The organism is Patulibacter medicamentivorans (assembly GCF_000240225.1).
In the GTDB taxonomy this organism is placed as follows: Bacteria; Actinomycetota; Thermoleophilia; order Solirubrobacterales; family Solirubrobacteraceae; genus Patulibacter; species Patulibacter medicamentivorans.
This window is the reverse complement of sequence record NZ_AGUD01000195.1, coordinates 1-25271: the sequence shown is the minus strand read 5'-3', so window position 1 is coordinate 25271 and position 25271 is coordinate 1. Positions and strand designations below refer to the sequence as shown.

The following is a 25271-nucleotide window of genomic DNA, read 5'->3' as shown; positions in this document are numbered from 1 at the left end:
ACCCGCGGGCTCGCGGTCGGCGGCGGGGCGACCCGCGGGGTCGCCGGACCCTCGCCGGGCAGCGCGGGGGCCGGTGACGCGGGGCCGTCGGGAGCGGCGATCGCGACGCCGCCGGCCAGCAGCGCGGCACCGGCGACCAGGGCGAGGGGGAGCGGGTGGGACATCGGCATCGCCGACACTACGCGCCGCCCCGCCCGACGTCACACGATCAGCGTCCGAAGATCGTGATCGCGCGGTCGGAGGGCGATCCGGGCGCCCAGGATCCATATCCGATTGCATGAATCGGATATGACGTGGAGTCGCGGGCCGAGAGTCCGTACCATGGGTGTGTGCTCTCGACACCGGACACCGTCCTGCTCGCGAAGCCGCGCGGCTACTGCGCGGGCGTCGACCGCGCGGTCCAGACCGTCGAGCGGGCGCTCGAGCTGTACGGCCCCCCGGTCTACGTCCGCAAGGAGATCGTCCACAACAAGCACGTGGTCGAGACGCTCAAGGCCCGGGGCGCGATCTTCGTCGACGAGCTGACGGGCGAGATCCCCGAGGGCGCGATCACGATCTTCAGCGCCCACGGCGTCAGCCCGGCCGTCCACGCCGACGCCGAGCAGCGCGGCCTGCGGACGATCGACGCGACCTGTCCGCTGGTGACCAAGGTCCACCGCGAGGCGGTCAAGTTCGCCGAGGACGGCTTCCACATGATCCTCATCGGCCACGCCGGCCACGAGGAGGTCGAGGGCACGATGGGCGAGGCCCCCGACCACATCACGCTGGTCGAGACGGTCGAGGACGTCGACCGGCTGGAGATCGACCCCCAGACCGAGCGGCTGGCCTACATCTCGCAGACGACGCTCTCGGTCGACGAGACGCGCGAGATCATCGATCGCCTGCGCGAGCGGTTCCCGCACATCACGGGTCCCCGCAAGGACGACATCTGCTACGCCACCACCAACCGCCAGATGGCGGTCAAGCAGCTCGCCGAGCAGTGCGACCTGGTGCTGGTGATCGGCTCCCGGAATTCCTCGAACTCGCTGCGGCTGGTCGACGTGACCCGCGAGCTGGGCACCGACAGCCACCTGATCGACAACGCCGGCGAGGTCCAGGAGGAGTGGCTCGAGGGTCGGCGCACCGTCGGCATCACCTCCGGCGCCAGCGCCCCCGACGAGCTGGTCGAGGAGCTGGTCGCGCTGTTCCGCTCGCGCGGCACGCAGGACGTCCGCGAGCTCGAGGTGATCCGCGAGGACGTGCGGTTCATGCTGCCGAAGGCGATCCGCGTCGAGCAGCGCTCGCGCGAGGCCATCGGCGCCTAGCCGCGCGCGACCGGTGGCCGGCCCCGACGACGACGTGCTGCCGGCGCTCGTCGTCTCGGACCTGCACCTGGGCACCGCGTCGGGGATCGACGTCGTGCGGGCGCCCGGGGCCGCCCGCGAGCGGCTGCTGGCGGCGCTCGACGGCATCGGCCGGCTGGTGCTGGCGGGAGATCTGCTGGAGCTGCGCCACGCACCGGCGGCGGTGGTGCTGGAGCGTGCCCGCGACCTGCTGACGGCGATCGGCGCCCGGCTCGGCCCCGACGCCGAGGTCGTGCTGCTGGCCGGCAACCACGACCACCGGATGGTGCGGCCGTGGATCGAGCGGCGGCGGCTGGCGGGCGGCGCGCTCGGCGTCGCCGACGACGCCGACCCCGCCGCGGTCTCCGAGATCGCGACGGCGGTGGCCGACGCGCTCGGGGCGGGCGGGACGGGCGGGCCACGCGTCCGGGTCTCCTACCCCGGCGTCTGGCTGGTGGCGCCGCGGGCCGACGGCGGCGGCGGGGTCTACGTCGCCCACGGCCACTACCAGGACGCGCTCTGGCGGATCCCGACGATCGAACGGCTGGTCGCCGGCGTCGTCGCACGCGCCCAGCGCACGACCCTCGACGAGCTGGCCGCGCCCGAGGACTTCGAGCGGCTGCTGCAGCCGGCCTACGGCTGGATGGACGGGATGGCCGAGTACGCGCGCAGCCGCGCCGTCAGCGCCTCGCAGCGGACCTCGGCGGGGGTCTGGGGGCACCTGCGCGACGGCCGCGGCTGGCGCGGACGGGCGACCCGGATCGGGGTGCCGGCCGCGGTCCGCATGCTGCGGCGGGCCGGGCTGGGGGACCTGGAGCACCGGATCACGCCCGAGACGCTGAGGATCGCGGGGACCCGCGGGATGGCGCGGATGCTGGACGCCCTCGGCGTTCGCCCCGATCACGCGATCGTCGGCCACCTGCACCGCGCCGGCCCGCTCCCGGGCGACGCGCCGTGGGAGTGGCGGCTCGAGGGCGGCGGCCAGCTCTGGAACTCCGGCTGCTGGGTCCACGCCGGCGAGCTGCTCAGCGGCGAGGGCCGCGACTCGCCGTACTGGCCGGGCCGCGCGATCCGCGTCGACGAGGACGGCCGGCCGCGGGTGCTCGGCCTGCTCGACGACCTCGAGGATCCCTGGGAGGGGCAGCGACGGCCGACCGCCATGCGCCCCGACGAGGACGACGGCCTGCTGCCGCCCGCCGATCAGGCGCCGGTCGGACCGGTGCCGTTGGACGACTGAGCCGGCGGCTCGTCGGCTGCGGCGGAAGCCCCCTCGGGGGCAAGGCCCGGCGCGAAGCTGACGCCGTGGATGATCGTCCCGGGCTCGGCGACGAGGTCCAGCTCGCCGCTCGCGGAGCTGCCGTGATCGATCAGCAGGTGGGCGCCCGGATGCTCGATCGCGACCGCCTCCCCGTTGAGGCGGACGGCGCCGGGACCGTCGGCCGGCGGCTCGATCACGGCCCAGACCTCGCCCGCGGTGTAGGGGCCGGAGTACGGACCGGGCTGCTCGGGGGTCGGGACGACCAGGACGGCGTCGTCGTCGTCGACCGGGCGCAGCGGCGCCAGCGGCTCGTCGTCGCGGCCGAGCAGCTCGAGGATCGCCGTCTCGGCGTCGCGGAAGCCGCCCTCGCCGTGGTGGTAGTCGACCAGCCAGCTCTGGCCGTCGAACAGGTAGCGGGCCGGCCAGCCGGGCGCCTCGACCTCGCGCATGTAGCGGGCGTCGTCGTCGACCAGGACCGGGAAGCGCACGTCCAGCCGCTCGCACGCGGCCTCGACCGCGGCGTAGCCGGTCGAGCAGGCGAAGGCGGGGGTGTGGACTCCGACGACCCGCAGGCCGTCGTCGGCGTAGCGCTCGTGCCACGCCCGCAGGTGGGCCAGGCTGCGGACCGAGGCCGGGCGGCAGAAGTCCCAGAACTCGATCAGCACCGGGCGTCCGCGCTGCTGGTCCAGGCGCAGCATCGCGACGTTGATCCACTGCGCGGGGCGCGGGAACGCGGGGGCGGGGATCTTCTGCGGGGTGACGCGCATCGGGCGGCCACGCTACCAGCGGCCCGGCGGTGGGCCGTCTCCGGCGCCCCGGCCGGGCGTCGCCGGAGAAGGAGGGTCGCCTACCATCCGCGCCGATGCTTCGCCGCCGATCGATCCGGCCGCGGCACGCGGCGGCGGCGCTGGTCGTCGCGGGCGCCTGCCTGACGTTGCCCGCGTCGGCGTCGGCGCACGGCCTCTCCGGCGGCCGGCAGCTGCCGATCCCGGAGTGGCTGTTCGCCTGGGCGGCGGCGATCGTGCTGGTCGTCTCGTTCGTCGGCCTGACCGTGCTCTGGCCGCGCCCGAAGCTGGCCGAGCTGGCCCGCGGCCGGACGCTGGCGGTCCCGTCGGCGGTTCGCGTCGGCGGCCGCGCGCTGCTCGGCGCGCTCGGGCTGGGCTTCTACGGCCTGACCGTCTGGGCCGGCCTGGCCGGCTCGAGCAACCCGCAGGCGAACCTCGCGCCGACCGCCGTCTACGTCGCCTTCTGGGTCGGCGTCCCCGTCCTCTCGCTGCTCGTCGGCGACCTCTGGCGGGCGATCAGCCCCTGGCGGACGATCGCCGAGCTGGCCGGCTGGCTCGGCCGCCGCGCGACCGGCCCCGACGGGCTGCCGAAGCCGCTGGCCTACCCCGAGCGGGTCGGGCGCTGGCCGGCCGCGGCCGTGCTGCTGGCGTTCGCCTGGCTGGAGCTCGCCGCCGGCGACAAGGACGACCCGACGCTGCTGGGCGTGCTGGCGCTGCTCTACGGCGCGGCGATGCTGATCGGCACCAGCCTCTACGGGATCCGCTTCCTCGACCGGGCCGACGGCTTCGCCCAGTACTTCCGGCTGGCCGGCGCGCTCTCGCCGCTTCGCTGGCAGGACGGCAGCCTGCGCCTGCGCTGGCCCGGCACCGGCCTGGCCGAGGTCGAGCCGGCGCCCGGCCTGGCGGCCGTCGTCCTGACCCTGATCGGGACCACGACCTTCGACGGCCTCTCCGGCGGCGAGCTGTGGTCGAAGGACGGCGCGCTCGGGCCGCGGCTGGAGGACCTCTTCGGCGACCTCGGGCTGAGCGCGGACCACGCGGCGACCGCCGCCTCGACCGTCGGCCTGCTGCTCTGCGTGGCGCTGATCTCGGGCTTCGTGCGGCTGGGGATCGCGGGCATCCGCAGCGTCGACCCCAAGCGGCTCGACTCGCGGACGCTGATCGTCCGCTTCGCCCCGACGCTGGCGCCGATCGCGATCGGCTACGCGGTCGCGCACTACTGCTCGCTGCTGGTCGTCCAGGGACAGGCGCTGGGCTACCTGCTGTCGGACCCGCTCGGCGACGGCTCGAACTGGTTCGGGACGGCCGGTTGGGGGATCGACTACGGCGCGCTGGGCGTCAACGGCACCTGGTACGTCCAGGTCGCGGCGCTGGTCGCCGGCCACGTCGCGGGGCTGGTGGCGGCCCACGACCTGGCGCTGCGGACCTTCCGCGGCCCGCGCTCGGCGGCCCGCTCGCAGTACTGGATGCTGGCCGTGATGGTCGCCTTCACGTCGCTCGGTCTATGGTTGCTGTCGTGACGCCGCTCGCCCACGTCGGCCACTGGTACCACATCGTGCTGTACCTGGCCCCGGTCCTGATCGTCGCCGGCGGCCTCTGGGTCGCGGGCAAGCGGATGCCCGACGAGGACGCGCTCGAGGGCATCGAGGACGGCTTCGACGAGGCCCTCGACGAGCCCGTCGGCGACACCTCGCGCTAGCGCCGCCGGGCCGCCCGATCGTCCTGGCGTCCAGCGCTCCGAGTCGCCGCCGACGCGCGCGTTAGTCTCGCCGCGACGAGGCAGTTCGCGGACATCCGGTGTGGTTGCTCACACGATGCGCAACCCACGCCGGGGTTCGGGGTTCTCCCGGGTAGCGACGCGATCACCTCGATCCGGAGGCCCGATGCCCACCTGCGACAGCCACCAGCTCCACGAGTTGCTCGACTCGGTGCCGGACACGCACGAGATCGTCGTCCGTCGCCACGACGAGGACGACGTCCTGCGCGCGGCCTGGGAGTCGGCGCGGGACGACGCGCTCGACGCCTGGCTGCGCTGGACCCGGGTCGCGACCCGCGAGTCGTGGGCCGTCTACGTCGCCGCGCGCGACCGCGAGGACGCCGCGGTCGCCGCGATGTCGGCCGGCCTCGGCGTCTGATCGGCGGGCGCCGCGCTCAGCGCGACGCCGCTCGGCCGTCGTCCTGCGCCTGCAGGACGCCGATGTCGTGGGCCAGCGCGTCGTCGGTCAGCTGGTCGACCGGGAACGACACGCGCTGGCGGCCACGCCCGTCGAGCAGGAAGACCTTGGCCGAGTGGTCGAACCCGCTGCCCTGGGGCTGGACGCCGTAGGCCTTCCAGATCGGCGCCAGCCGGGCGCGGTCGCCGAGCAGGAACCGGGCCCGCCCGCCGAGTCGCATCCGGTTCAGGAACCGCTGCGAGGACTCGGCCGTGTCGCCGCCCGGATCGACGCTGATGATGATCACCGGCAGCGGCCGGCCGCCGACCTGGTCGAGGGCGCCGGCGATCTGGCGCGCGAGGATCGGGCAGGTGTCCTGGCAGTGGCTGTAGAGGAAGGTCACCAGCAGCGGGCGGCCGCGGAACTGGGCGATCGTCGTCTCGCGGCCGCGCTGGTCGCGGAGCCGGAACTCCGGGGCGGGGGCGGGCGGCGTGGTCGCTCCCGCGTAGGGCGTGCTGGCGCTGACGACGCCGGCGGCGGTGCCCTGCTCGGCGTCCGGGCGGGCGAGCGCCAGGATCGCGGCGACGGCCAGCGTCACGACGAGGGTCACCATCAGGGAGAGCAACACGCGCGGGTTCACGGCCCGTCCGAGGGTAGAGGTCGTCGTTCGCGGGCGCGGCGAGCGCGTACCCTGAGGGGTGGGAGAGCGCCGGCGCGCGCGCTGTGGAGGCCCTCCGGAGAGCGCTCCCGCGAGCCGCTACACTTTGTAAAGTATCTATTCCGATGGACGTTCAGGAGTTCGCATGACCCCCTCCGGCGCGGAGTTCGTCCGCCAGGTCAAGGGCCAGGTCGACGAGGTCGACCCGACCCAGGTGCACGAGGTCCTCTGGGACCCGGATGTCGCCATCATCGACGTCCGCGAGAGCGACGAGGTCAGCGCCGGCAAGCTGCCGGGCGCCGTCCACGTGCCGCGTGGGTTCCTCGAGTCGCGGATCGATGGCGCCGTCGGCGATCGCGCCAAGCGCGTCGTCCTCTACTGCGCCTCCGGCAACCGCTCGGCGCTCGCCGCGCGGACGCTGAAGGAGGACCTCGGCTACGACCGCGTCGAGTCGATGACCGGCGGCTACACGCTCTGGAAGGACCGCGGCTACGAGGTCGACGTCCCGCGGACGCTGACCCCCGAGCAGCGCGAGCGCTACAGCCGCCACATCCTGATCGACGAGGTCGGCCTCGACGGGCAGATCAAGCTGATCGACGCCAAGGTGCTGCTGATCGGCGCCGGCGCGCTCGGCTCGCCGAACGCGCTCTACCTGGCCGCGGCCGGCGTCGGCACGATCGGGATCGTCGACGACGACGTCGTCGACCTCTCGAACCTCCAGCGCCAGGTCGTCCACGGCACCTCGACGATCGGCGTGCCGAAGGTCGAGTCGGCGGCCAAGCGGATCAACGACCTCAACCCCGAGGTCAACGTCGTCCAGCACCAGCAGCGGCTCGAGTCCTCGACCGTCCTGGACCTCTTCCGCGACTACGACGTGATCGTCGACGGGACCGACAACTTCCCGACCCGTTACCTGATCAACGACGCGGCGGTGCGGCTCGGCAAGCCCGTCGTCAGCGCCGCGATCCTCGGCTTCGAGGCCCAGCTGTCGGTCTTCGACACCGCCAACGACGGGCCGTGCTACCGCTGCCTGTTCCCGACGCCGCCGCCGGCCGAGCTCGCCCCGTCCTGCGGCGCCAACGGCGTCCTCGGGGTGCTGCCCGGGACCGCCGGCCTGCTGCAGGCGACCGAGGTCATCAAGCTGATCATCGGCAAGGGCGACTCGCTCCGCGGCCGGCTGCTGATGTACGACGCCCTCGCCGCCGAGATGCGCGAGGTCAAGGTCCGCCGCGATCCCGAGTGCCCGGTCTGCTCGCGCGACCCCGCGACCATCTCCGACGACGAGATGGGCGTCTTCCCCGATTACGAGGCCTTCTGCGCTGCCGCGGGCTGAGGCTCGGTCTCGGTCGCGCTGGCGGCGTCCTCGGGCCTCCTGAAGGCCTGGCGGCGTCCGGGGCGGTGGGCTGAGGCTCGGCCTCAGCCCGCCGCCGGCCGGTCCTGCGTCCTTGCCAGTGCGTTCGCCCTACGCCCGCCGCGCGGTCGATCCTCGGCCGACCACCCTGTAGCTGACCGACCCCTCTACGATTGATCTTCCATGGCCACGATCCGCATTCCCCCGGTCCTGCGTCCCGCCGTCGGCGGCGAGCGCACCGTGTCCGCTGACGGCAGCACCGTCCGCGAGGTGCTCGACAGCCTCGTCGGCGCCCACGGCGAGCTGCAGTCCCAGCTCTTCGGGGCCGACGGCGACCTCAACCGCTTCGTCAACGTCTACCTCAACGACGAGGACGTGCGGGTGCTCGAGGGCCTCGACACCGGCGTCGGCGAGGCCGACACCCTGGTGATCCTCCCGGCGATGGCGGGTGGCGCGCCGCGTCCGTAGACGCTTCGGATCTCGCCGCCCGGCGCGCTCGCCGGTGCCGAGCGCGGCTCTCGCTTCCCGGCGGCGACCTCCTCGGTCTCCGAGCACGTCGCATCCACCCGCGAGGGGATCGGGCGCCGGCTCCCGCTCGCTAGCCTGGGTCGATGACCTCGACCCCGCCCGACGATCCGGCGCAGCGCCAGGCGGGGGAGCTGCCGACCGGGCGGATCGCCCGCACCGCCAGGGTCGGCGGGCTGGTCGCCGGCCAGGGGCTGCGGTGGGCCGGGACCCGCGCGGCCAACCGCGTGCGCTCGCCGGAGCGCGCGGCGCAGGCCAGCGGCGAGCGGACGATGGCGCTCGCCGACGAGCTGGTCCGCCAGCTGGGCCAGATGCGCGGCGCGGCGATGAAGATCGGCCAGATCCTCTCGATGGTCGAGCTGGACGGCCTGCCCGACGACCAGCAGGACGAGCTGCAGCGGAAGCTGGCCGCGCTCCGCGACGACGTCCCGCCGGTCCCGTTCGCGAAGCTCGAGCGGCTGATCTCCCGCGAGCTGGGCGGCCCGCTGGCGCGCTCGTTCGCCGAATTCGACCACGAGGCGTTCGCCGCCGCCTCGATCGGCCAGGTCCATCGCGCGCGAACGCTCGACGGCGACGACGTGGTCGTCAAGGTCCAGTACCCCGGCGTCGCCGAGGCGGTCGAGACCGACCTGCGCAACGCCACGATGCTGACGCCGCTGGTTCGGCGGATGGCGCCCGGCCTCGACGTCGGCGCGCTCTTCGGCGAGCTGCGCGAGCGGATCGGCGAGGAGCTGGACTACGAGCTGGAGGCCCAGAACCAGCGCCGGATCGAGCGGCTGGTCCGCGACCATCCGTTCATCCACGTGCCGCGGGTCCACAGCGACCTCTCCAGCCGCCGGGTGCTCGTCTCCGAGTACGTCGAGGGGGCGCGGTTCGAGGAGGTCCGGCGGGCCGACGAGGCCACCCGCGACCGCTATGGCGAGATCGTGCTGCGGTTCTTCTTCGGCCTGCTCTACCGCGACCGGATCGCGCTCGGCGACCCCCATCCCGGCAACTACCTGCTGCGGCCCGACGGTCGGGTCTGCTTCCTCGACTTCGGGCTCCTGCGGTCGGTCGACGTGGTCGACCTCGACGGCGAGCGGGCGATCGCCCGAGCGGTCGGGGCCCGCGACGCCGACGACCTGCATGCGGCCCTGATCGCCGCTGGCTACCTGCGGCGCGCGGGTGCCGACCAGGACGATCGCGAGCTGCTGCTGGCGATGCTGCGGGCCGTCACCCGCTGGTACGCCGCGCCCGGCGAGCACCGCTTCAGCGCCGAGGACGTCCGCGCCGCCCGCCGCGAGGGGGCCGGGCCGGGCGAGGCGCGCGACGCGATCCGCGGGCAGATGCGGCGCTTCACGGTCCCGCCCCACGCGGTGCTCGTGCGGCGGATGCACGCGGTGGTGGCGATCGTCCTCGGGCAGCTGCGGGCCGGCGCCGACTGGGGCGCGATCGCCGCCGAGTACCTGCACGGCGCGGCGCCCGCGACGGCGCTGGGCGAGCAGGAAGCCGCCTACCTGGCCCACCGGGCGGGCGGCGCCCCGCGTTCGTAGACCGGTTCGGCACAGGATCGGCACAGTCGGTCACCCACGGGGCGCAGGTGGTCCGCCACCATGGACGGTGATGGCAACGAGCACCGAGACCCCACTCCTCGACGAGGCCCTCGGCCGTCTGCGGGCCCTCACCGGCGCGCCGGAGGCGACGTTCCGCGAGCACCAGTTCGACGCGATCCGCGACCTGGTCGAGGATCGCGGCCGGGTCCTCTGCGTGCAGCGCACGGGGTGGGGGAAGAGCGCCGTCTACTTCGTGGCGACCGCCCTGCTCCGCGCTCGCGGGGCCGGGCCGACGTTGATCGTCTCGCCGCTGCTGGCGCTGATGCGCAACCAGCTCGCGGCGGCCGAGGCGATGGGGCTGCGGGCGCACACGATCAACTCGACCAACCAGGCGGAGTGGTCCGCGATCGAATCGCTGATCGAGGCCGACCAGGTCGACCTGCTGCTGATCGGCCCCGAGCGGCTGAACGCCGATCGCTTCCGCGAGCGGATGCTGCCGCTGGTCGCGGCGCGCACCGGTCTGCTCGTGATCGACGAGGCGCACTGCGTGTCGGACTGGGGCCACGACTTCCGGCCCGACTACCGGCGGATCGGCGACGTGCTCGCCGGCCTGCCGGAGGGCGCCGCCGTGCTCGGCACGACCGCGACGGCCAACGACCGGGTGGTGGCCGACGTCGTCGAGCAGCTCGGCCGCCGCGGCCAGGACGGCGCCGCGCCCGCGCTGCGCACCTATCGCGGATCGCTGGCCCGCACCAGCCTGCGGCTCGAGGCGGTCGAGCTGCCGCATCCGGCCGAGCGGCTGGCGTGGCTCGTCGAGCACCTGCGCGACGGCGACGGCGGGCCGCGCCTGCAGGGCTCGGGGATCGTCTACACGCTGACGGTCGCCGACGCCGAGCAGGTGGCGGGGTTCCTCGCCGACCACGGGATCGCGGCCGAGGCCTACACCGGACAGCAGGACAGCGAGCAGCGGATCCGGCTGGAGGACCGCCTGCAGCGCGACGAGGTCAAGGCGGTCGTGGCGACCAGCGCGCTGGGGATGGGCTACGACAAGCCCGACCTCGGCTTCATCGTCCACTACCAGGCGCCGGGATCGGTCGTCGCGTACTACCAGCAGGTCGGCCGCGCCGGCCGCGGCGTCGACCATGCCGAGGTGGTGCTGCTGCGGGGCCGCGAGGACCAGCGGATCCAGGACTTCTTCATCACCCAGGCGTTCCCGTCGGCCGAGCGGGTGGCCGAGGTCCGCGGCGTGCTCGACGGCGCGGGGGACGCGGGGATGACCACCCGCGAGATCCAGGCCCACGTCAACCTCGGCCTGACCCGGCTCGAGGCGATGCTCAAGGTCCTCGATGTCGAGGGTGCGGTCCGGCGCGCATCGGGTCGCTGGAGCACCGTCCCCGACAGCCCCTGGGTCTACGACGGCGCGCGCTACGCCCGGGTGACCGAGATGCGTCGCGCCGAGCAGCGGGCGATGGCGGCCTTCGGCACCGACGGCCGTTGCCTGATGCGGACCCTGCAGGAGCAGCTCGACGACCCGGACCCCCGGGACTGCGGCCGCTGCGCGGTCTGCACGGCACCGCGGCACGCTGACGCGCCGGACCAGGCGCTGGTGCGCGAGGCGCAGCAGCACCTGCGCTCGCGGCCGGTCGAGTTCGAGCCCAAGCGGATGGCCCCGAACGCGGAGACCGGCGCGATGCGCAGGATCCCCGACGAGGCCCGGATCGAGGCGGGACGGGCGCTGGCGCGGCGCGGCGACGCCGGCTGGGACGCGCAGGCCCGCCACGAGCTCCAGGGCGGCCGCCTGGGCGACGAGGTGGTCGCGGCCCTGGCCGAGCTGGTCCGCGGCTGGAAGGTGCCGGTCGACTGGGTCGCCGCGGTGCCGAAGCAGCGGATCGGCGGCGTCGACGCGACCGACCCCGTGCTCGACCTCGGCGCTCGGCTGGCGGCCGCGCTCGAGCTGCCCTGGCATCCGGTGGTGGTCCGCCGCGAGGAGCGTCCCTCGCAGGCCGATCAGCGCGGCGCGGCGCAGCAGGCGGCCAACGTCCGCGGGGCGTTCGCGATCGCGGGCGACGTGCCCGCCGGGCGCTGCCTGCTGGTCGACGACCTCCGGCAGAGCGGCTGGACGCTGGCGATGGTCGGCGGCCAGCTGCGCCGGCGCGGGGCGTCGGCCGTCTTCCCACTGGTGCTCAGCACGTCGTAACGACGAGCAGCGGCTGTCGAAGGCGGCCGTCGCCTACGAGCTGGACGCCGAGGCACTGCTGGCCGCCTCCGCGCCGCCCTGGCGGCTCCCCACCGCCGGGTGGCCATCGACGTCACCGCCCCGGCGGCGCCGCCGCTCGCGCGCTGACCTGTCGGCGCCTCAAGCACCCAGGCCCGTCACCGCCGCGGCGACGGTGCCGACGCTCATCGCGGTGAACGAGAGCACCGTGACGACGCGGTAGGGGAGGGCCTTCGACCACTGCTCGCGGAAGGCCAGCGGCAGGAACAGGATCGGGTTGACGATCGTGGCCGCGATCAGCAGCGCGCGGATCCAGCCCGCCAGGTCGGGCAGCGCCACGCCGACGGCGATCAGGATCACGCCCATCACGACGTAGTCGAGGTGCATCTGCAGCAGCCGGCGTGGGCTCCGGACGCCGATCCGCGTCAGCAGCTCGGGACGCTCGAGGCGCAGCACGACCGCCCAGCCGAGCAACGCGCCGACGGCCAGCAGACAGAGCCCGACCTGGATCAGGACGTTCATCGGGGCCCGTTCGGGCGGCTGCGGCGGCTCACGCGGGCAAGCGTAGTCCGCGGGCTCAGCCGCCAGCCAGCCGCCGCCGCAGGAAGCGTCGCTCCGGCTCGCGCTCGGCCAGCTCGAGCGCGCGCCCGAACGCCGCCGCGGCGTCGGCCTCGCGCCCCAGCCGCCGCAGCAGCTCTCCGCGCGTCGCGTGCAGGTAGAGGTAGCCGTCCAGCTCGCCGCGCAGCCCGTCGACCAGCGCCAGCGCGGCCGCCGGGCCGTCGCTCTCGGCGACCGCCGCAGCGCGGTTGAGCGCCACGACCGGTGATCCGGTCCGCCGCTCCAGCTCGCCGTAGAGGGTCGCGATCTGGGGCCAGTCGGGATGCTCGGCGATCTCGAGCGAGGCGATCGCCGCCTGCAGCACGTAGGTCCCGCGCCCGCCCCGCTCGATCGCCGCCTCCAGCACCCCGCGACCGCGAGCGATCGTCTCGTCGTCCCAGGCGGTCCGATCCTGGTCGGCCAGCAGCACCAGCTCGCCGTCGGCGAAGCGGGCTTCGCGGCGCGCGTGGTGGAGCAGCATCAGCGCCAGCAGGCCGCCCGTCTCCGGCTCGTCCGGCAGCAGCTCGGCCAGCACCTCGCCCAGCCGCACCGCCTCGGTCGCGAGCGTGTCGTGGCCGCCGTAGCCCTCGTTGAAGACCAGGTAGATCACGGCCAGGACGACCGCCAACCGCTCGCTCAGCTGCTCCGCCGCGGGGACGCGGAACGGGATCCCGGCCGCCCGGATCTTGCTCTTGGCCCGGGTCAGCCGCCGCTTCATCGTCTCCGGTGGGACGAGGAACGCACGGGCGATCTGCTCGGTCGTCAGGCCGGTCAGCGTCCGCAGGGTCAGCGCGACCTGCGCCTCGCTCGCCAGCGCGGGGTGGCAGCAGGTGAACAGCAGCTCCAGCCGCTCGTCGGGGACGCTGGCGTCGTCGTCGAGCACCCACCCTCCCTCGTCGTCGGGCGCTGCGGCGAGCGGGGTCTCGCGAGCCAGCAGCTCGGTCTTGTCCCGCAGCGTCCGCGCACGCCGCAGGCGGTCGATCGCCCGGTTGCGGGCGGTCGCCACCAGCCACGCGCGGGGGGCGTCGGGGACGCCGTCGCGCGGCCAGCGCTCGGCGGCGATCGCGAACGCCTCCTGGGCGGCGTCCTCGGCGAGCTCGAAGTCGCCGAGGATGCCGACCAGGGTCGCGACGACGCGACCCCACTCGTCGCGGAAGATCCGCTCGATCAGGAGGGGCGCTCCACCAGCGGGCGGACCTCGACCGCGCCGCCGAGCCGGGCCGCCGGCACCTTGGCCGCGAACGCGAGCGCCGCGTCGAGATCCTCGACGTCGAGCAGGTAGAAGCCGGCGAAGTGCTCCTTGGTGGTCGAGAACGGACCGTCGGTGTGCAGCACCGTCCCGTCCGCCACCCGCACCGTGGTCGCGGTCGTCGGCGGTTGCAGCTGCTCGCCGGCGACCGCCTCGGGAGCCTGCGCCAGGGCCATGTACTCGCCCGTGATCGCGATCCGCTCGGCGTCGGGGCGGGCCGCGGCGGTGGTCTCGTCGGAATAGATCAGCACGGCGTACTTCATGGTGGTTCCTCCGGTTCGGGAGTGTCGTTCACCAGCAGGACGAACGGCGACCGGAGCAGGGGACAGCCCCGCGCGAAGGGTGCGGTCGCGCCAACACCGGTCGGGTGGGCGGGCGAATCCGATCCCCAGTGCCCGCCCATGGCTACACTTCCTGAAGCATGGCTCTTCCGCCCCTGGAGAACCGCCCCTGCGCCGGCCGCTACGGCGACATCGTGCAGTCGATCGGCAACACGCCGCTGATCGAGCTGAAGCGACTGTCGCCGAAGCCGGGCGTCCGGATCTGGGCGAAGCTCGAGTCCGCCAATCCGACCGGGTCGGTCAAGGACCGGGTCGCCAAGGCGCTGATCGAGGACGCCGAGGAGCGCGGGACGATCGGGCCCGACTCGATCATCCTCGAGCCGACCTCGGGCAACACCGGGATCGCGCTGGCGATGATCTGCCGCCGCAAGGGCTACCGGCTCAAGGTCGTGATGCCCGACAACGTCACCAGGGAGCGCAGCGACCTGCTGCGGATGTACGGCGCCGAGATCGTCTACTCCCCGGGGGACCAGGGCTCCAACGGCGCCGTCGCGCTGGCCGAGAAGATGGCCCGCGAGGACGCCCAGTACGTGATGCCGTACCAGTACGGCAACCCGGCCAACCCGCTGGCCCACTACAACGGCACCGCGCTCGAGATCCTCGAGGAGCTCGACGGCGAGATCGACGCCTTCGTGGCCGGGCTCGGCACCGGCGGCACGCTGATGGGCAACGGCCGCCGCTTCAAGGAGGAGCTCGGCGATCGGGTCAAGATCGTCGCCGCCGAGCCGATGCAGGGTGAGCCGGTCCAGGGCCTTCGGTCGCTGGACGACGGCTTCATCCCGCCGATCATCGACCTCTCCCTGCTCGATCGGAAGATCTTCGTCACGAACGAGGACGCGATCGTCTGGACCCGCAAGCTGCTTGACGAAGAGGGCCTCTTCGCCGGCGTCAGCTCCGGGGCGATCGCCCGTGTCGCCGTCAGGATCGCCAACGAGATGGACGAGGGCAACGTCGTCTTCATCGTCTGCGACGACGGCTGGAAGTACCTCTCGTCCGGCATCTACACGAAGCCGATCGAAGAGATCGAGAACCTGGATTCGACCGTCTGGTGGTGACGTGATGGGCCCGATCGGATTTCCCGAGCTGCTGATCATCCTGGTGGTGGCGCTGCTGGTCCTCGGCCCGAAGCGGCTGCCCGAGGTGGGCAAGTCGCTCGGCAAGGGCATGCGCGAGTTCAAGGACAGCATCTCCGCAGCCGACCCGTTCGACGACGACGCGCCCCGCCGCGCCGCCGACACGGCGACCTCCGCGCCGCCGCGCGTGACGGCCGCCACCGGCGACCGCGACCGCGACGCCTAGCGCCCGCACGGTCTCCCGACCCGGAATGCGGATCGACCCCGCCCTGCTCGACCAGGTCGTCGAGCACGCGCTGCGCGACGCGCCCGACGAGTGCTGCGGCGTGATCGCCGTGCGCGACGGCGAGGCGATCGCCGTCCACGAGCTCGAGAACGTCCTCCAGGGACCGAAGCCGCTCGGCTTCGAGATCGACGGCCTGGTGCTGGCGCGGCTGATCGACGAGATCGAGGACGCCGGCGCCGAGCTGGGGGCGATCTACCACTCCCACACGCGCTCGGCACCGGTGCCGTCGCAGACCGACATCAACTTCGCCGCCCTCTGGCCCGGCGTCGAGTGGCTGATCGTCGGCACCAAGGGCGACGCGCCGCTCGTCCAGAGCTGGCTGATCGACGGGCCCACGGTGACCGAGGTCGCGGTCACCGTCGCCGCCTGACCGCGTCGCCTCAGCCGCCCGGCCGCGTCCGATGGGCGCGGAACTGGACCACCTGCTGGTAGGTCGGCCGGTTCTGCCAGTCCATCAGCGGCTGGGTCGCGCCGCCGAGCGGGCGGAACAGGATCGCGTCGAAGCACCACTGCGGATCGAGCGCGGCGTTCTCCTTCTTCGCGCAGACCGCGTCGCGCGGATAGACCTGGGCCGTCGTGAGCCGGGCCGCGGCGCGCAGGGAGTCGATCAGCGCCCGCCGGCAGGCGCCGCGGTCGCCGCCACCGCAGAAGGTCCGGGCGTAGGGCTGGCGGACCCGGCGACCGAGCGTCTGGCGGAGGTCCTTGGCGACGTAGCCGTACCAGCCGTTCTGGTACGCGGAGCCCTGGTGGGCGCCGTGGTTGTTGGGGGCGTTGTCGATCTCGTGGAAGTCGCGGAGGTCGTCCAGCAGCGCGGTCCCGAGCGTCGGTCCGAACTGCGCCGCGACCCATCGCGGCCACCAGGCATCCATGATCCGGATCGCGTCGGCGTGCTCGTAGCGGCCGTCGTCGTCGCGGTCGATCCGGTGCCAGCCGTCGTGCTGCCACGACCGCAGCGCCGCGACGGCTCCGCGGACGGTGGCGTCCTCGCCCGACACGTCGCCGAGCAGGTCGAGCGCCAACGGCAGGTCCTCCTGGCCGCGGAGGTCGGTGGTCGAGGCGACCGACATCGCGTCGACCGCCTCGGGCAGGGCGATCCGCCGGTCGCCGGACGCCAGTCGCAGGTCCAGCTGGCGGTCCAGCAGCTGCGACCGGAAGACGCTCGAGAAGAGGTTGTTGTCGCCGCCGGCGAAGCCCTGCGCCTGGCGGTTGTTCCACGACGTGATGTAGTCCTGGTCGATCACCTGCGGGTGGTTCGCCTGCGGCTCGCGCTGCGAGAGCAGGGTCGCCGGGTCGTAGCCCTGCCAGGCGTCGTCGGCCGCCATCGGCAGCTGCCCGGTCGTGCCCGGCTGGCGCTTCGGGTTCCAGCCCGAGTTGTAGTAGCCGATGTCCCGGTCGTCGGCGTAGAACCAGTTGAACGTGTAGCCGATGTGGCTCGCGGCGTCGACGAACGAGCGGACGTCGCGGATCAGCGCCGGCTGGTTGAAGCGGGCGAAGCCGACGGCCGAGTCGACCTCGTGCATGTAGGTCGAGCGCAGGACGGTGAACGCGTAGGGCTTGCCGGCGACGGTGCCGCGGGCGCGGACGATCCCGAGCGCCGTCCGCTGGGCCTCCATCGTCTGGGTGCCCGCGGGCGTGGCGTCGCCGAGCGACGGGGTCCAGCTGTTGGTGCGCCGCAGGACCTCGATCGGGCGGCAGCGACCCTGGTAGCGGTACGACATCGAGGCCGTGGTCGGCGCGCCGCCGCCGGGCTCGCAGAGCGGCAGGGCGAAGCTGTCGATGATGTCCTGGCCGGCCGAGGTCGCCGACCACGCGTAGTCGGTCCCGCGGCCCAGCTCGACGTACATGTTGATCCCCGGGAACGAGGCCCCGCGGGCGGAGATGCCGCCGCCCTGCAGCTCGCTCTGCATCAGGATCTGCGGGGCGAAGTAGCTGACCTGCGGCCCGAAGACCGCGAGCGGCCGGCCGTCGTCGGTGTGACGGCCGGAGACCAGCAGGGCGTTGGACATCGACGGCCCCAGCGTCGGGATCAGGCCCTCGCGGAGCCCCGGGCCGCCGCGCAGCGCTCGCGACGGCTCGGTCGCGTCGCGCAGGCCGGCGCCGCGGCTGGTCGCGGAGTGCTCCTGCGCCGATCGGTCCGGGCCGGCGGTCACGATCGCCTGGGTCCGCAGCGAGCCGGGGTCGGGCAGCACCGCCCGATCGCCGCCGGCGGCGCGAACCGGCCGCTGGTAGGGGAACCAGGTCGCCGACGGGCGCTGGTCGTTGGCGGCGGTGCAGGCCGATCGCCGGCGCTTCGCGGCCCGCGCCGCGGCGATCCGGGCCCGGCGGGGCGAGAGGGCCCCCGACGCGACCGCGTCCAGCCGCGCCGCGCACTGGGAGCGACGGATCGCGTCCGGCCCGGGCTTGACGGTGGTTGGGGCGTCGGGATCGTCGTAAGCCGCGAGCTGCCCCCACAGCCGCCGGCCCTCGGCGCTGCCGAACCGCTGCTGGAACGACTGCAGCAGCCGCACGGCGCCGATCTCGTTGCCGCCGCCCTTGCCGAAGATCCCGCCGACGAGCGACGCGATCGCGACCACGTCGCTCTCGCGGAAGGGCTCGGGGCCGGCGGGCCGGCCGATCGCGGCGTACTCGCCCGGCATCGTCTGCTGGCCGCCCCGAGCCTCGCCGATGTAGGCGTTGACCCCGGCGATGTACTCGTGCAGGTCGCGCTGGATGCGGGCGCCCTCGGCGCCGTAGAGGTCGTCGAACTGCTCGACCTGGCGCTGCAGGTCGGCCTCGGTGTAGGGAGCGTTGGCCCACTGGTCGACCTCGAAGCTGCGGTTGCCGGGGGCGCCGCCGGCGAACGAGCTCAGCTCGCCCCGGCCGACGTGGCGCAGCACGTCCATCATGAACAGCCGGTCCTCGGCCCCGACCCAGCCGGCGCCGAACATCACGCCGTCGCGATCGGCCCCGTAGACGCGGGGGATCGCGTACTGCTTGTCGCGCAGGATCGTCACGTCCGGCCGCGGGCTGTACTGCCGTTCGACGGAGCCGCTCGGAATGCCGAACGTCGAGTCGGCGAAGTAGGTCCCGATCTGGTCGCGGCGCAACCCGGGCGTGGCGCGGATCAGGTCCTGGTAGGGGCGGAACTGGTCGTCGTTGTGGGCGGGGCGTCCGACGCCGGCCAGCTGCATCCCCAGCAGCGGGACCAGCGGGGTCGTGCCGTTGGTGCCCGGCGGGAGGATGTCGTAGGTCTCGCCGCCGCCCGCGTCGCCGCCGCCGTAGGGCAGGGGCTCGGGCGCGGCGGCGGCCGGGGCCGTGGCGACGAGCAGCGGCAGCAGCAGCGCGATCGCGGCAGCCAGCCGCCGGCGGCGGATGCCGTGCGGCAGCGACCTGGATCCGGCCGCAGCGGCGGGCGCCGCTGGTCCGAGCACTGTTGGCATCGCACTCCCCCTCTCCCGCGCCACTCCCCGCGGCGCGATCTCCGCGCCGCGCCGACCCGGTCACGGCGATCGGGTGGTGACGGCGGTGTAACCACCCCGAACCTATCCGGAGCCGCCGCCCGCGCGCAAGCGGACGCCGGTCGCGGACCGTTCCGGCCCCGCACCAGTTGGCCGCCCGCGGCGGGCCCGCCGCGATCCTCGGTATGTTGGACGTCATACCCGACCCGCGACCCGCTCCAGCCCGTATGCGCTCAGACGCCCGTCAGAAGATGATCGACTCCGCGGTCCTGCTCTTCCGCGAGCGGGGGATCGACGGCACCGCCTTCTCCGACGTGCTCGCCCACAGCGGCGCGCCGCGGGGCTCGATCTACCACCACTTCCCCGAGGGCAAGGCGCAGCTGGCCCGCGAGGCGACCGAGCGCGCCGGCGAGCTGATGGCGGGCCTCTTCGAGCGGCAGCTGACCGCCGCGGGGCCGGCCGCGGCGATCGACGCGTTCGTCGCCTTCTGGCGGACGACGCTGACCAGCTCGGACTTCGAGGCCGGCTGCCCGATCGCGGCCGCGGCGGTCGCCGGGCACGACACGCCGGGCGCGCGCGACGCCGCCGGGGTGGCGTTCGCCCGCTTCCAGGAGCTGTGCGCGGCCGATCTGGTCGCTCGCGGGATCGAGCCCGAGCGCGCCGCGTCGGTCGCGGCGCTGGTGGTCTCGGCCGTCGAGGGGGCCGTGATCCTCTGCCGGGCCCAGCGCTCGCTGGAGCCGCTGGAGCGGACCGCGGCCGAGATCTCGCGGATGATCGGCGAGCGGCCGGAGCTGGCGGTGTCCTGAGCGCCGGCGATCGGCGCGGTCGGCGGCCGGCGAGACTGCCGGCGCCGGGGTGGCCGATCAGTCGGCGGCGGCCACCTGCCGCCGCTCCCAGGCCAGCTCCGAGACGATCCCGCGGGCGGCCAGTCGCCGGTCGGCGTCGTCGAGGTCGGTCGCGTCGAGCACCAGCGTGGCGAGCCGCGCCGGCCCGGCCAGGCAGGCCTCGATGTCGAGGAAGACCACGCGCCCGCCCAGCTCGGTGCAGTGCACGGTCCGGCGTCCGCCGCGGATCGGGACCGGCCCGCGCTCGCCGCGGGCGCAGCGAACGGCAAGCGCGCTCGCCTCGGTCGGGACCACGGCGACGGCCGCCTCGAGCTGGTCGAGGCCGGCGGGGGAGAGCGGCTCGTCGGCGATCACGCCACCGTGCTCGCCGGCCTCCGCGATTCGCGCGGCGACCTCGTCCGGCGTCAGCTCGCCGTCGCAGCCGGCGCCGACCACGGCCGCGGCGACCGCGATCCCGCGTCGGGCCAGCAGCGCGCCGGCGGCTAGCAGGACGGCGTCGGCGAGCGGGCTGCCGAGCGTCTCCTCGTGGCCGTGGGCGAGCATGTCGCCGCCGACGTCGACCATCAGGATCGCGTCGCAGCCGAGTCGCTCGGCGGCGCCGGCGAGCCCGTCGGCAACGGCCGCCGGACCGGGGGTGGGGTCGACGAGGACCGTGACCGCGTCGAGATGCTCGGCGATCCGCGATTCGGCGAAGCGCACGCCGGTGGCGGTGCGGGTGTCGGCCGTCACCAGCGCGGCGGTGGCCGAGAGCGGGGCGGCGTCGACCAGCTCGTCGATCCGGCGCGGGCCGGGGACCGGGTCGACCGGCAGCCGCTCCCAGGTCAGGCCGCCGAGGACCGTCTCGCGGCCGAGCAGCTGCGCCGCGGCGAGCGCGCCGACGACGTCGCCGCCACCACCGATGCCGATGCACAGCAGCCGCTGCGCACCGGGGAGGACCGTCGTGGCGGCGCGATCGCTCGCGCCGCCAGAGGGGTCGGTCACGCCAGGACGGGGACGCGGTCGGCCGCGGCCTCGAGGATCGACTCGATCTGAGCCGTCGCCCGGGTGAACTCGTCGTCGGAGAGCACCGGGGTGCCCTCGAACGGCAGATCGCGCTGGATCTCCAGCCACGAGCGGCATCCACCGAAGTCGTCGCGGACGCGCACGGTCACCGGACGCGGGATCCGGTAGGCGCGCAGCAGCACGACGTGCAGCGGATGACGGTGCTTCCACCGCAGCCGCTTCTCGGCGTAGTCGGGCGTCCACACGTAGTACGGGGACAGCGCCTCGACGACGCGGGCGTCCGTGACCGTGTAGTGCGCGACGGCCTCGGCCCACGCCCGGATGCGGACGCGCTCCGGCTGCGGGATGCCGCCGTCCTGCGTCAGCGCAGACGGGGGCGGATCGCCGTCCGGCCAGACGCCCTCCTCGAGCGCGCGGCGCAGCTCAGGCTGGTGCGAGTCACGAATGACGTCGTTGCGCTGATGATCGAAGGTGGGGTAGAGGAAGAAGCGATCGTGGTCCATCCGGAAGTGCTTGTGCTCTTCACGGATGCCACCCTTCCGAAGCGTGAGCAGCTGCTCACCCTCGGCGAGGGCTCGGACCGTAACCGCCCATTCCTTGAAGGCAATCGGCATGGCGGGAACCGGGGATGTTGGCGATGAACGATCCTGCGCGCAGCCGCACACATGCGGAGATCGCGACAGGACGGAGAACGCATAGTTGCAGAGAACGGTGCAAAATCCAAGAGGTTCGGCGCGTTGCGTGCGGTAGCGCACGCTCCGGTGCACCCGCGGGTGATCAGGCTGCCCGGATCGGCGCCCGTCAGCCGCGCGCCGGCGGAGCCCCGTGGCCACCGCCGCCCGGGGTCTCGATCCGCAGCGCCTGGCCGGCCCGCAACCGCCCGCCGACCTTCGCCGGCAGCGTCCTGCCGTCGAGCAGGTTGCGGCCGGGGAGCCCGTCGTCGCCGCCGTCGGCGCCCCGCGGCGCCGTGCTCCGCCGCTCGGTGAGGAGCTGGAAGTCCAGGTCCGCCAGCGCCCGCAGCTCGCGGACCACGCCGTCGCCGCCGCGGTGGGCGCCGGCGCCGCCGCTGCCACGGCGGACCTCGTAGCGGACCACCCGCACCGGGAAGCTCGTCTCCAGCGCCTCGACCGGCGTGTTGCGGGTGTTCGACATCGCGACGTGGACGGCGCTCGGCCCGTCGGCGCCCGGGAGCGCGCCCTGGCCGCCGCCGATCGTCTCGTACATCGTCCGTCGCTCGTCGCCGAGCGTGACGTTGTTCATCGTCCCCTGCCCGAGGGCGCGGCCGAGCGCGGCGAGCACCAGGTCGGCGACCCGCGACGACGTCTCGACGTTGCCGGCCACGACGGCCGGGCGCGAGCCGTCCGGCCAGGGGGTCGCGTCGAGCAGCGAGCCCGGCCGGGTACGGACCACGACCCGCCGACGGGTGCCGTCGTCGGTCGGCAGCTCGGCGTCGCCGACCGCGGCGCGGACGGCGAATAGGCACGCCGACTCGGCGACCGCCCGCGGGCAGTTGAGGTTGTGGCGGCCCTGCTGCGGCGCGTCCCGCAGGTCGACGGTGACGGTCCCGCCGGCGACGGTCACGACCGCCGACAGCGCGATCGGCCCGTCGCGGCCCTCGAGCACGTCGTCGGCCCGGTGCTCGCCGCTCGGCAGGGCCGCGATCGCCGCCGCCATCCGCCGCTCGCCGTAGTCGAGGACGGCGCCGACCTGGGCCGCGAGCACGGCCGGGGTTCGGTCGCTCGCGAGCGCGGTCAGCCGCCGGGCTCCGGCCTCGCAGGCCGCCTGCTGGGCGCGCAGGTCGGCGCGCCGCTGCTCGGGGTGGCGCATCCGGGCGGCCAGCTCGTCGATCAGCTCGGGGGTCAGCGGCTGGGGCTCGATCAGGACGCCCTCCTCGTCGAGCGAGACCGAGTCGGCCGGCATCGACCCGGGCGTCCGCCCGCCGACGTCGGCGTGGTGGGCGCGGGCGGCGGCGAAGCCGACCAGGATCGGCGACCCGTCGTCGGCGCCGTCGCGCCCCGCGACCGGCTCTGCGTCGTCGCCGGCTCGATTGACGAAGACCGGGGTCACGACCGTGATGTCCGGCAGGTGCGATCCGCCGGCGAAGGGGTCGTTGAGGATCCACGAGACGCCGGGGACGAGGTCCCGCCCGCCCTGGTCGCGGACGGCGGCGACCGAGGCCGGCATCGCGCCCAGGTGGACCGGGATGTGCTCGGCCTGGGCGATCATCCGGCCGCCGGCGTCGAACAGCGCGGTCGAGCAGTCGCGGCGCTCGGTGATGTTCGCCGAGTGGGCGCTGCGGACCAGGACCGCGCCCATCTCGTCGCAGGCCGCCCGCAGCGCGCCGACCAGGACCTGGAGGTCGATCGCGTCGAGCTCCTCGTCCGCGCCGCTCCCGGCGGAGGCCGCGGCCTCCCAGGGGGCCGGTGCCGGGATGGCGTCCAGCGCGCGCAGGTGCAGCGTCCCGTCGGCGTCGGACGCCGCGCGCCAGCCCGCCGGCACCACGACCGTCGCCCCCGGCAGCCGCAGGACGGCGGGCCCGACGGCGGCGGCCTCGTCGCCGCTGCCGCCCAGGCCGACGGCCGGCGCGCCGCCGTGGGTCGCCTCCCGGATCGTCACCAGCTCGAGCTCGGCGTCCGGGTCCGCGAACCCGTAGCGGGCCCGGTGGGCGTCGTCGAAGGCGCGTCGCAGCGCGCCGGGGTCCGGCGGGCAGTCGCGGATCGTCAGCTCGAAGGCCTGGCCGGCGTAGCGGACGTCGTAGGCCAGGCTGGTCGCGCCGTCGCCGTCGCCGTCGCCGCCGTCGCGCGGCCGCAGGGCCTCGGCGGTGATCGCGTCCCCGCGTAGCAGCACCGTCCGCGCGCGGTCGCTGCGCCGCTCGGCCGCGGCCAGGCCGAGCGCCGAGAGCACGCCGCCGGCGTGGGGGACGATCACGTGCCGGATCCCCAGCCGCGCCGCCAGGCCGGCGCCGTGGAGCCCGCCGGCGCCGCCGTAGGCCAGCAGCGCGAAGCCCCGCGGGTCGACGCCGCGCTCGACGGTCATCACCCGCAGCGCCCGCAGCATCTCGGCGTCGGCGACCCGCAGGATCCCCTCGGCGCAGGCGAGGAGATCGAGCCCGAGCGCCCCCGCCAGCCGCGCCACCGCCGCGCGCGCCGCCTCGACGTCGAGCTGGACCCCGCCCGACAGCGGCTGCGTCGGGTCGAGCGTCCCGAGCACGACGTGGGCGTCGGTGACCGTCGGCTCGAGGCCGCCGTGGCCGTAGGCCGCGGGGCCCGGGCGCGCCCCCGACGACCGCGGCCCGACCCGCAGGGCGCCGCCGCTGTCGGCCCAGGCGATCGAGCCGCCGCCGGCGCCGACGGTGTGGATGTCGATCGTCGGCAGCGCGATCGGCCGGCCGGCGATCGCGCCGCCGCCCTGCTCCTGGACGCGGCCGTCGCGGACGACGAGCACGTCGCACGAGGTCCCGCCCATGTCGAAGCAGAGCAGGTCCGGCTCGCCGGTCGCGCGCGACACGATCGCGGCCGCGGCGGCGCCGCCGGCCGGCCCGGAGAGCACCGTCGTCGCGCCGCGCTCGGCCGCCTCCTCCAGCTCGCAGACGCCGCCGGAGGACTGCAGCACCTGGGGGGCGGGCAGCCCGGCGTCTGCGCAGCGGTCGGCCAGCCGCCGCAGGTAGCGGCCGACCAGCGGCGAGACCGCGGCGTCGACCTCGGTCGTGGCCGCCCGCTCGTACTCGCGGAAGGTGCCGACGGCGACGTGCGAGAGGGCGACGTGGACGTCCGCTCCCAGCCGCTCCCGCAGCGCCGCCCCGAGGCGCCGCTCGTGGTCCGGGTGGCGGTCGGCGTGCAGCAGCACCACGGCGACCGCCTCGGGCTCGGTCGCCGCGACGGCCTCGACCACGCGCTCGATCTCGTCCTCGGTCAGGGCCTGCTCGACCCCGTCGGGCCCGCAGCGCTCGGCGACCGCGATCCGCCGCTCGGGCGGGCTCAACGGCACGGGCCGGGCCTGCGCCAGGTCGTAGAGGTGCGGCCGGTCCTGGCGGCCGAGCTCGACGAGGTCGACGAAGCCGGCGGTCGCGCAGAGCGTCGTCCGCGCCAGACGGCCCTCGAGCAGCGCGTTGGTCGCCACGGTCATCCCGTGGGCGAGGGAGCGGACGTCGTCGGCGGTCGCGCCGGCCGCCGCGAGGACGCCGTCGATCGCCTCCAGCACCCCGCGCGACTGGTCGTCGGGGGTCGTCGGCGCCTTGGCCGTGTGGACCCGGTCGCCGCGGACCAGGACGGCGTCGGTGAACGTCCCGCCGACGTCGACGCCGAGGAGCGCGTCGGGGACCGGGCCGGCGGAGGGCATCGCCGGCGAGCGTAGCGAGCGTTCCCGCGAGGCCGGGCGCGCACGGACGGCGGCCCCGAGCAGCTGTACTAGATCCCAGAAAAGATTACGGCTATCGTCCGGCCAGTCGCACTACTCAGGAGAGAGATCATGGGCAGGATTCGGAGGACGACGGCGATCGGCGCCGTGGTCGGGTTCATCGGCGCCGCGACGTTGCTCGGCGCGACGCCGGCGTTCGCGGCCAATACGACGTACTACGTCGATGCGGTGAGCGGGTCGGACGCCAACGCGGGCACGAGCACCGCGACGGCGTGGAAGACGCTGG

Annotated in this window: 22 protein-coding genes; 13 read left to right on the top strand and 9 right to left on the bottom strand. The window is 74.7% G+C overall.

What is annotated here, in order from left to right; all coding sequences use genetic code 11:
* Positions 1-329: 329 nt before the first annotated feature.
* Both PAI11_RS11835 and PAI11_RS11830 read left to right on the top strand, forming a co-directional pair.
* Positions 330-1304: a 4-hydroxy-3-methylbut-2-enyl diphosphate reductase gene (locus tag PAI11_RS11835; RefSeq protein WP_007574867.1), complete on the top strand. Its 975-nt coding sequence runs from the start codon at positions 330-332 to the stop codon at positions 1302-1304.
* Between the two features lie 13 nt (positions 1305-1317).
* Complete coding sequence (locus PAI11_RS11830) at positions 1318-2559, top strand: metallophosphoesterase family protein (protein WP_007574865.1); 1242 nt, start codon at positions 1318-1320, stop codon at positions 2557-2559.
* Here the strand turns inward: PAI11_RS11830 and PAI11_RS24300 are convergent.
* Positions 2523-3347 (bottom strand): redoxin domain-containing protein, encoded by an 825-nt coding sequence (locus PAI11_RS24300; RefSeq protein ID WP_007574863.1) that lies wholly within the window; start codon positions 3345-3347, stop codon positions 2523-2525. The genes PAI11_RS11830 and PAI11_RS24300 overlap by 37 nt on opposite strands.
* Before the next feature lie 95 nt (positions 3348-3442).
* Between PAI11_RS24300 and PAI11_RS11820 the strand changes: the two genes are divergently transcribed.
* The 3 genes from PAI11_RS11820 to PAI11_RS11810 all read left to right on the top strand — a co-directional run bounded on the left by PAI11_RS11820 (position 3443) and on the right by PAI11_RS11810 (position 5500).
* A complete protein-coding gene (locus PAI11_RS11820) occupies positions 3443-4885 on the top strand; it encodes a hypothetical protein (protein ID WP_007574862.1) in 1443 nt (480 codons plus the stop codon).
* Positions 4882-5064 carry a hypothetical protein gene (locus tag PAI11_RS11815; protein WP_007574860.1) on the top strand — a complete coding sequence of 61 codons (183 nt, stop codon included), beginning with the start codon at positions 4882-4884 and terminating at the stop codon, positions 5062-5064. Before PAI11_RS11820 ends, PAI11_RS11815 begins: the two co-directional genes overlap by 4 nt.
* 184 nt (positions 5065-5248) lie before the next feature.
* Positions 5249-5500, top strand: coding sequence for a hypothetical protein (locus PAI11_RS11810; protein WP_007574857.1), 252 nt, complete (start codon positions 5249-5251; stop codon positions 5498-5500).
* A 16-nt stretch (positions 5501-5516) separates the two neighbouring features.
* Here the strand turns inward: PAI11_RS11810 and PAI11_RS11805 are convergent, their stop codons facing one another.
* Positions 5517-6158 carry an SCO family protein gene (locus PAI11_RS11805; protein WP_040599983.1) on the bottom strand — a complete coding sequence of 214 codons (642 nt, stop codon included), beginning with the start codon at positions 6156-6158 and terminating at the stop codon, positions 5517-5519.
* A 163-nt stretch (positions 6159-6321) separates the two neighbouring features.
* On the opposite strand from PAI11_RS11805, the gene moeB reads away from it, so the two are divergent.
* The 4 genes from moeB to PAI11_RS11785 all read left to right on the top strand — a co-directional run bounded on the left by moeB (position 6322) and on the right by PAI11_RS11785 (position 11781).
* Complete coding sequence (moeB, locus tag PAI11_RS11800; RefSeq protein ID WP_007574852.1) at positions 6322-7509, top strand: molybdopterin-synthase adenylyltransferase MoeB; 1188 nt, start codon at positions 6322-6324, stop codon at positions 7507-7509.
* A gap of 201 nt (positions 7510-7710) precedes the next feature.
* Entirely contained in the window at positions 7711-7995 is a 285-nt protein-coding gene (locus tag PAI11_RS11795) for a MoaD/ThiS family protein (protein ID WP_007574850.1), read from the top strand.
* A 143-nt stretch (positions 7996-8138) separates the two neighbouring features.
* Positions 8139-9584: an ABC1 kinase family protein gene (locus tag PAI11_RS11790; RefSeq protein WP_007574849.1), complete on the top strand. Its 1446-nt coding sequence runs from the start codon at positions 8139-8141 to the stop codon at positions 9582-9584.
* A gap of 70 nt (positions 9585-9654) precedes the next feature.
* Positions 9655-11781, top strand: coding sequence for a RecQ family ATP-dependent DNA helicase (locus PAI11_RS11785; RefSeq protein ID WP_007574847.1), 2127 nt, complete (start codon positions 9655-9657; stop codon positions 11779-11781).
* Between the two features lie 159 nt (positions 11782-11940).
* Here PAI11_RS11785 and PAI11_RS11780 read toward each other — a convergent pair whose 3' ends face one another.
* Genes PAI11_RS11780 through PAI11_RS11770 form a run of 3 tightly spaced genes read right to left on the bottom strand, consistent with a single transcriptional unit; the run spans position 11941 to position 13908 of the window.
* A complete protein-coding gene (locus tag PAI11_RS11780; protein WP_007574845.1) occupies positions 11941-12321 on the bottom strand; it encodes a hypothetical protein in 381 nt (126 codons plus the stop codon).
* A 55-nt stretch (positions 12322-12376) separates the two neighbouring features.
* Positions 12377-13567, bottom strand: coding sequence for an RNA polymerase sigma factor (locus PAI11_RS11775; RefSeq protein ID WP_040599981.1), 1191 nt, complete (start codon positions 13565-13567; stop codon positions 12377-12379).
* Positions 13564-13908, bottom strand: a complete 345-nt coding sequence (locus PAI11_RS11770) for a YciI family protein (RefSeq protein WP_007574841.1) — start codon at positions 13906-13908, stop codon at positions 13564-13566. The genes PAI11_RS11775 and PAI11_RS11770 overlap by 4 nt, the downstream gene beginning before the upstream one ends.
* Before the next feature lie 158 nt (positions 13909-14066).
* On the opposite strand from PAI11_RS11770, the gene PAI11_RS11765 reads away from it, so the two are divergent.
* Genes PAI11_RS11765 through PAI11_RS11755 form a run of 3 tightly spaced genes read left to right on the top strand, consistent with a single transcriptional unit; the run spans position 14067 to position 15715 of the window.
* Positions 14067-15041, top strand: coding sequence for a PLP-dependent cysteine synthase family protein (locus PAI11_RS11765; RefSeq protein ID WP_007574839.1), 975 nt, complete (start codon positions 14067-14069; stop codon positions 15039-15041).
* Between the two features lie 4 nt (positions 15042-15045).
* Positions 15046-15285, top strand: coding sequence for a twin-arginine translocase TatA/TatE family subunit (gene tatA / locus PAI11_RS11760; RefSeq protein ID WP_050897219.1), 240 nt, complete (start codon positions 15046-15048; stop codon positions 15283-15285).
* Positions 15286-15310: 25 nt separating this feature from the next.
* The gene (locus PAI11_RS11755; protein ID WP_007574836.1) at positions 15311-15715 is read left to right on the top strand and encodes a M67 family metallopeptidase; all 405 of its coding nucleotides are present in this window, start codon (positions 15311-15313) and stop codon (positions 15713-15715) included.
* Between the two features lie 10 nt (positions 15716-15725).
* Here the strand turns inward: PAI11_RS11755 and PAI11_RS24295 are convergent, their stop codons facing one another.
* Positions 15726-18764, bottom strand: coding sequence for a penicillin acylase family protein (locus tag PAI11_RS24295; protein ID WP_086000343.1), 3039 nt, complete (start codon positions 18762-18764; stop codon positions 15726-15728).
* 269 nt (positions 18765-19033) lie between these two features.
* On the opposite strand from PAI11_RS24295, the gene PAI11_RS11745 reads away from it, so the two are divergent.
* Positions 19034-19588 (top strand): TetR/AcrR family transcriptional regulator, encoded by a 555-nt coding sequence (locus PAI11_RS11745; protein ID WP_040599979.1) that lies wholly within the window; start codon positions 19034-19036, stop codon positions 19586-19588.
* Between the two features lie 57 nt (positions 19589-19645).
* Here PAI11_RS11745 and PAI11_RS11740 read toward each other — a convergent pair whose 3' ends face one another.
* Genes PAI11_RS11740 through PAI11_RS24290 form a run of 3 tightly spaced genes read right to left on the bottom strand, consistent with a single transcriptional unit; the run spans position 19646 to position 24967 of the window.
* Complete coding sequence (locus PAI11_RS11740; protein WP_007574833.1) at positions 19646-20608, bottom strand: DUF1152 domain-containing protein; 963 nt, start codon at positions 20606-20608, stop codon at positions 19646-19648.
* On the bottom strand, positions 20605-21384 hold the full coding sequence (locus tag PAI11_RS11735; RefSeq protein WP_244406537.1) for a DUF1802 family protein: 780 nt from the start codon (positions 21382-21384) through the stop codon (positions 20605-20607). The genes PAI11_RS11740 and PAI11_RS11735 overlap by 4 nt, the downstream gene beginning before the upstream one ends.
* A 46-nt stretch (positions 21385-21430) precedes the next feature.
* Entirely contained in the window at positions 21431-24967 is a 3537-nt protein-coding gene (locus PAI11_RS24290) for a hydantoinase B/oxoprolinase family protein (protein WP_007574831.1), read from the bottom strand.
* Positions 24968-25271 lie beyond the last annotated feature (304 nt).

What these genes read in the sequence shown, in the direction of transcription:
- PAI11_RS24300 (WP_007574863.1), bottom strand. Translation starts at nt 3,347, where the DNA reads ATGCGCGTCACCCCGCAGAAGATCCCCGCCCCCGCGTTCCCGCGCCCC.
- PAI11_RS11820 (WP_007574862.1), top strand. Translation starts at nt 3,443, where the DNA reads ATGCTTCGCCGCCGATCGATCCGGCCGCGGCACGCGGCGGCGGCGCTG.
- PAI11_RS11810 (WP_007574857.1), top strand. Translation starts at nt 5,249, where the DNA reads ATGCCCACCTGCGACAGCCACCAGCTCCACGAGTTGCTCGACTCGGTG.
- moeB (WP_007574852.1), top strand. Translation starts at nt 6,322, where the DNA reads ATGACCCCCTCCGGCGCGGAGTTCGTCCGCCAGGTCAAGGGCCAGGTC.
- PAI11_RS11795 (WP_007574850.1), top strand. Translation starts at nt 7,711, where the DNA reads ATGGCCACGATCCGCATTCCCCCGGTCCTGCGTCCCGCCGTCGGCGGC.
- PAI11_RS11790 (WP_007574849.1), top strand. Translation starts at nt 8,139, where the DNA reads ATGACCTCGACCCCGCCCGACGATCCGGCGCAGCGCCAGGCGGGGGAG.
- PAI11_RS11785 (WP_007574847.1), top strand. Translation starts at nt 9,655, where the DNA reads ATGGCAACGAGCACCGAGACCCCACTCCTCGACGAGGCCCTCGGCCGT.
- PAI11_RS11780 (WP_007574845.1), bottom strand. Translation starts at nt 12,321, where the DNA reads ATGAACGTCCTGATCCAGGTCGGGCTCTGTCTGCTGGCCGTCGGCGCG.
- PAI11_RS11770 (WP_007574841.1), bottom strand. Translation starts at nt 13,908, where the DNA reads ATGAAGTACGCCGTGCTGATCTATTCCGACGAGACCACCGCCGCGGCC.
- PAI11_RS11765 (WP_007574839.1), top strand. Translation starts at nt 14,067, where the DNA reads ATGGCTCTTCCGCCCCTGGAGAACCGCCCCTGCGCCGGCCGCTACGGC.
- tatA (WP_050897219.1), top strand. Translation starts at nt 15,046, where the DNA reads ATGGGCCCGATCGGATTTCCCGAGCTGCTGATCATCCTGGTGGTGGCG.
- PAI11_RS11755 (WP_007574836.1), top strand. Translation starts at nt 15,311, where the DNA reads ATGCGGATCGACCCCGCCCTGCTCGACCAGGTCGTCGAGCACGCGCTG.
- PAI11_RS24295 (WP_086000343.1), bottom strand. Translation starts at nt 18,764, where the DNA reads ATGCCAACAGTGCTCGGACCAGCGGCGCCCGCCGCTGCGGCCGGATCC.
- PAI11_RS11745 (WP_040599979.1), top strand. Translation starts at nt 19,034, where the DNA reads ATGATCGACTCCGCGGTCCTGCTCTTCCGCGAGCGGGGGATCGACGGC.
- PAI11_RS24290 (WP_007574831.1), bottom strand. Translation starts at nt 24,967, where the DNA reads ATGCCCTCCGCCGGCCCGGTCCCCGACGCGCTCCTCGGCGTCGACGTC.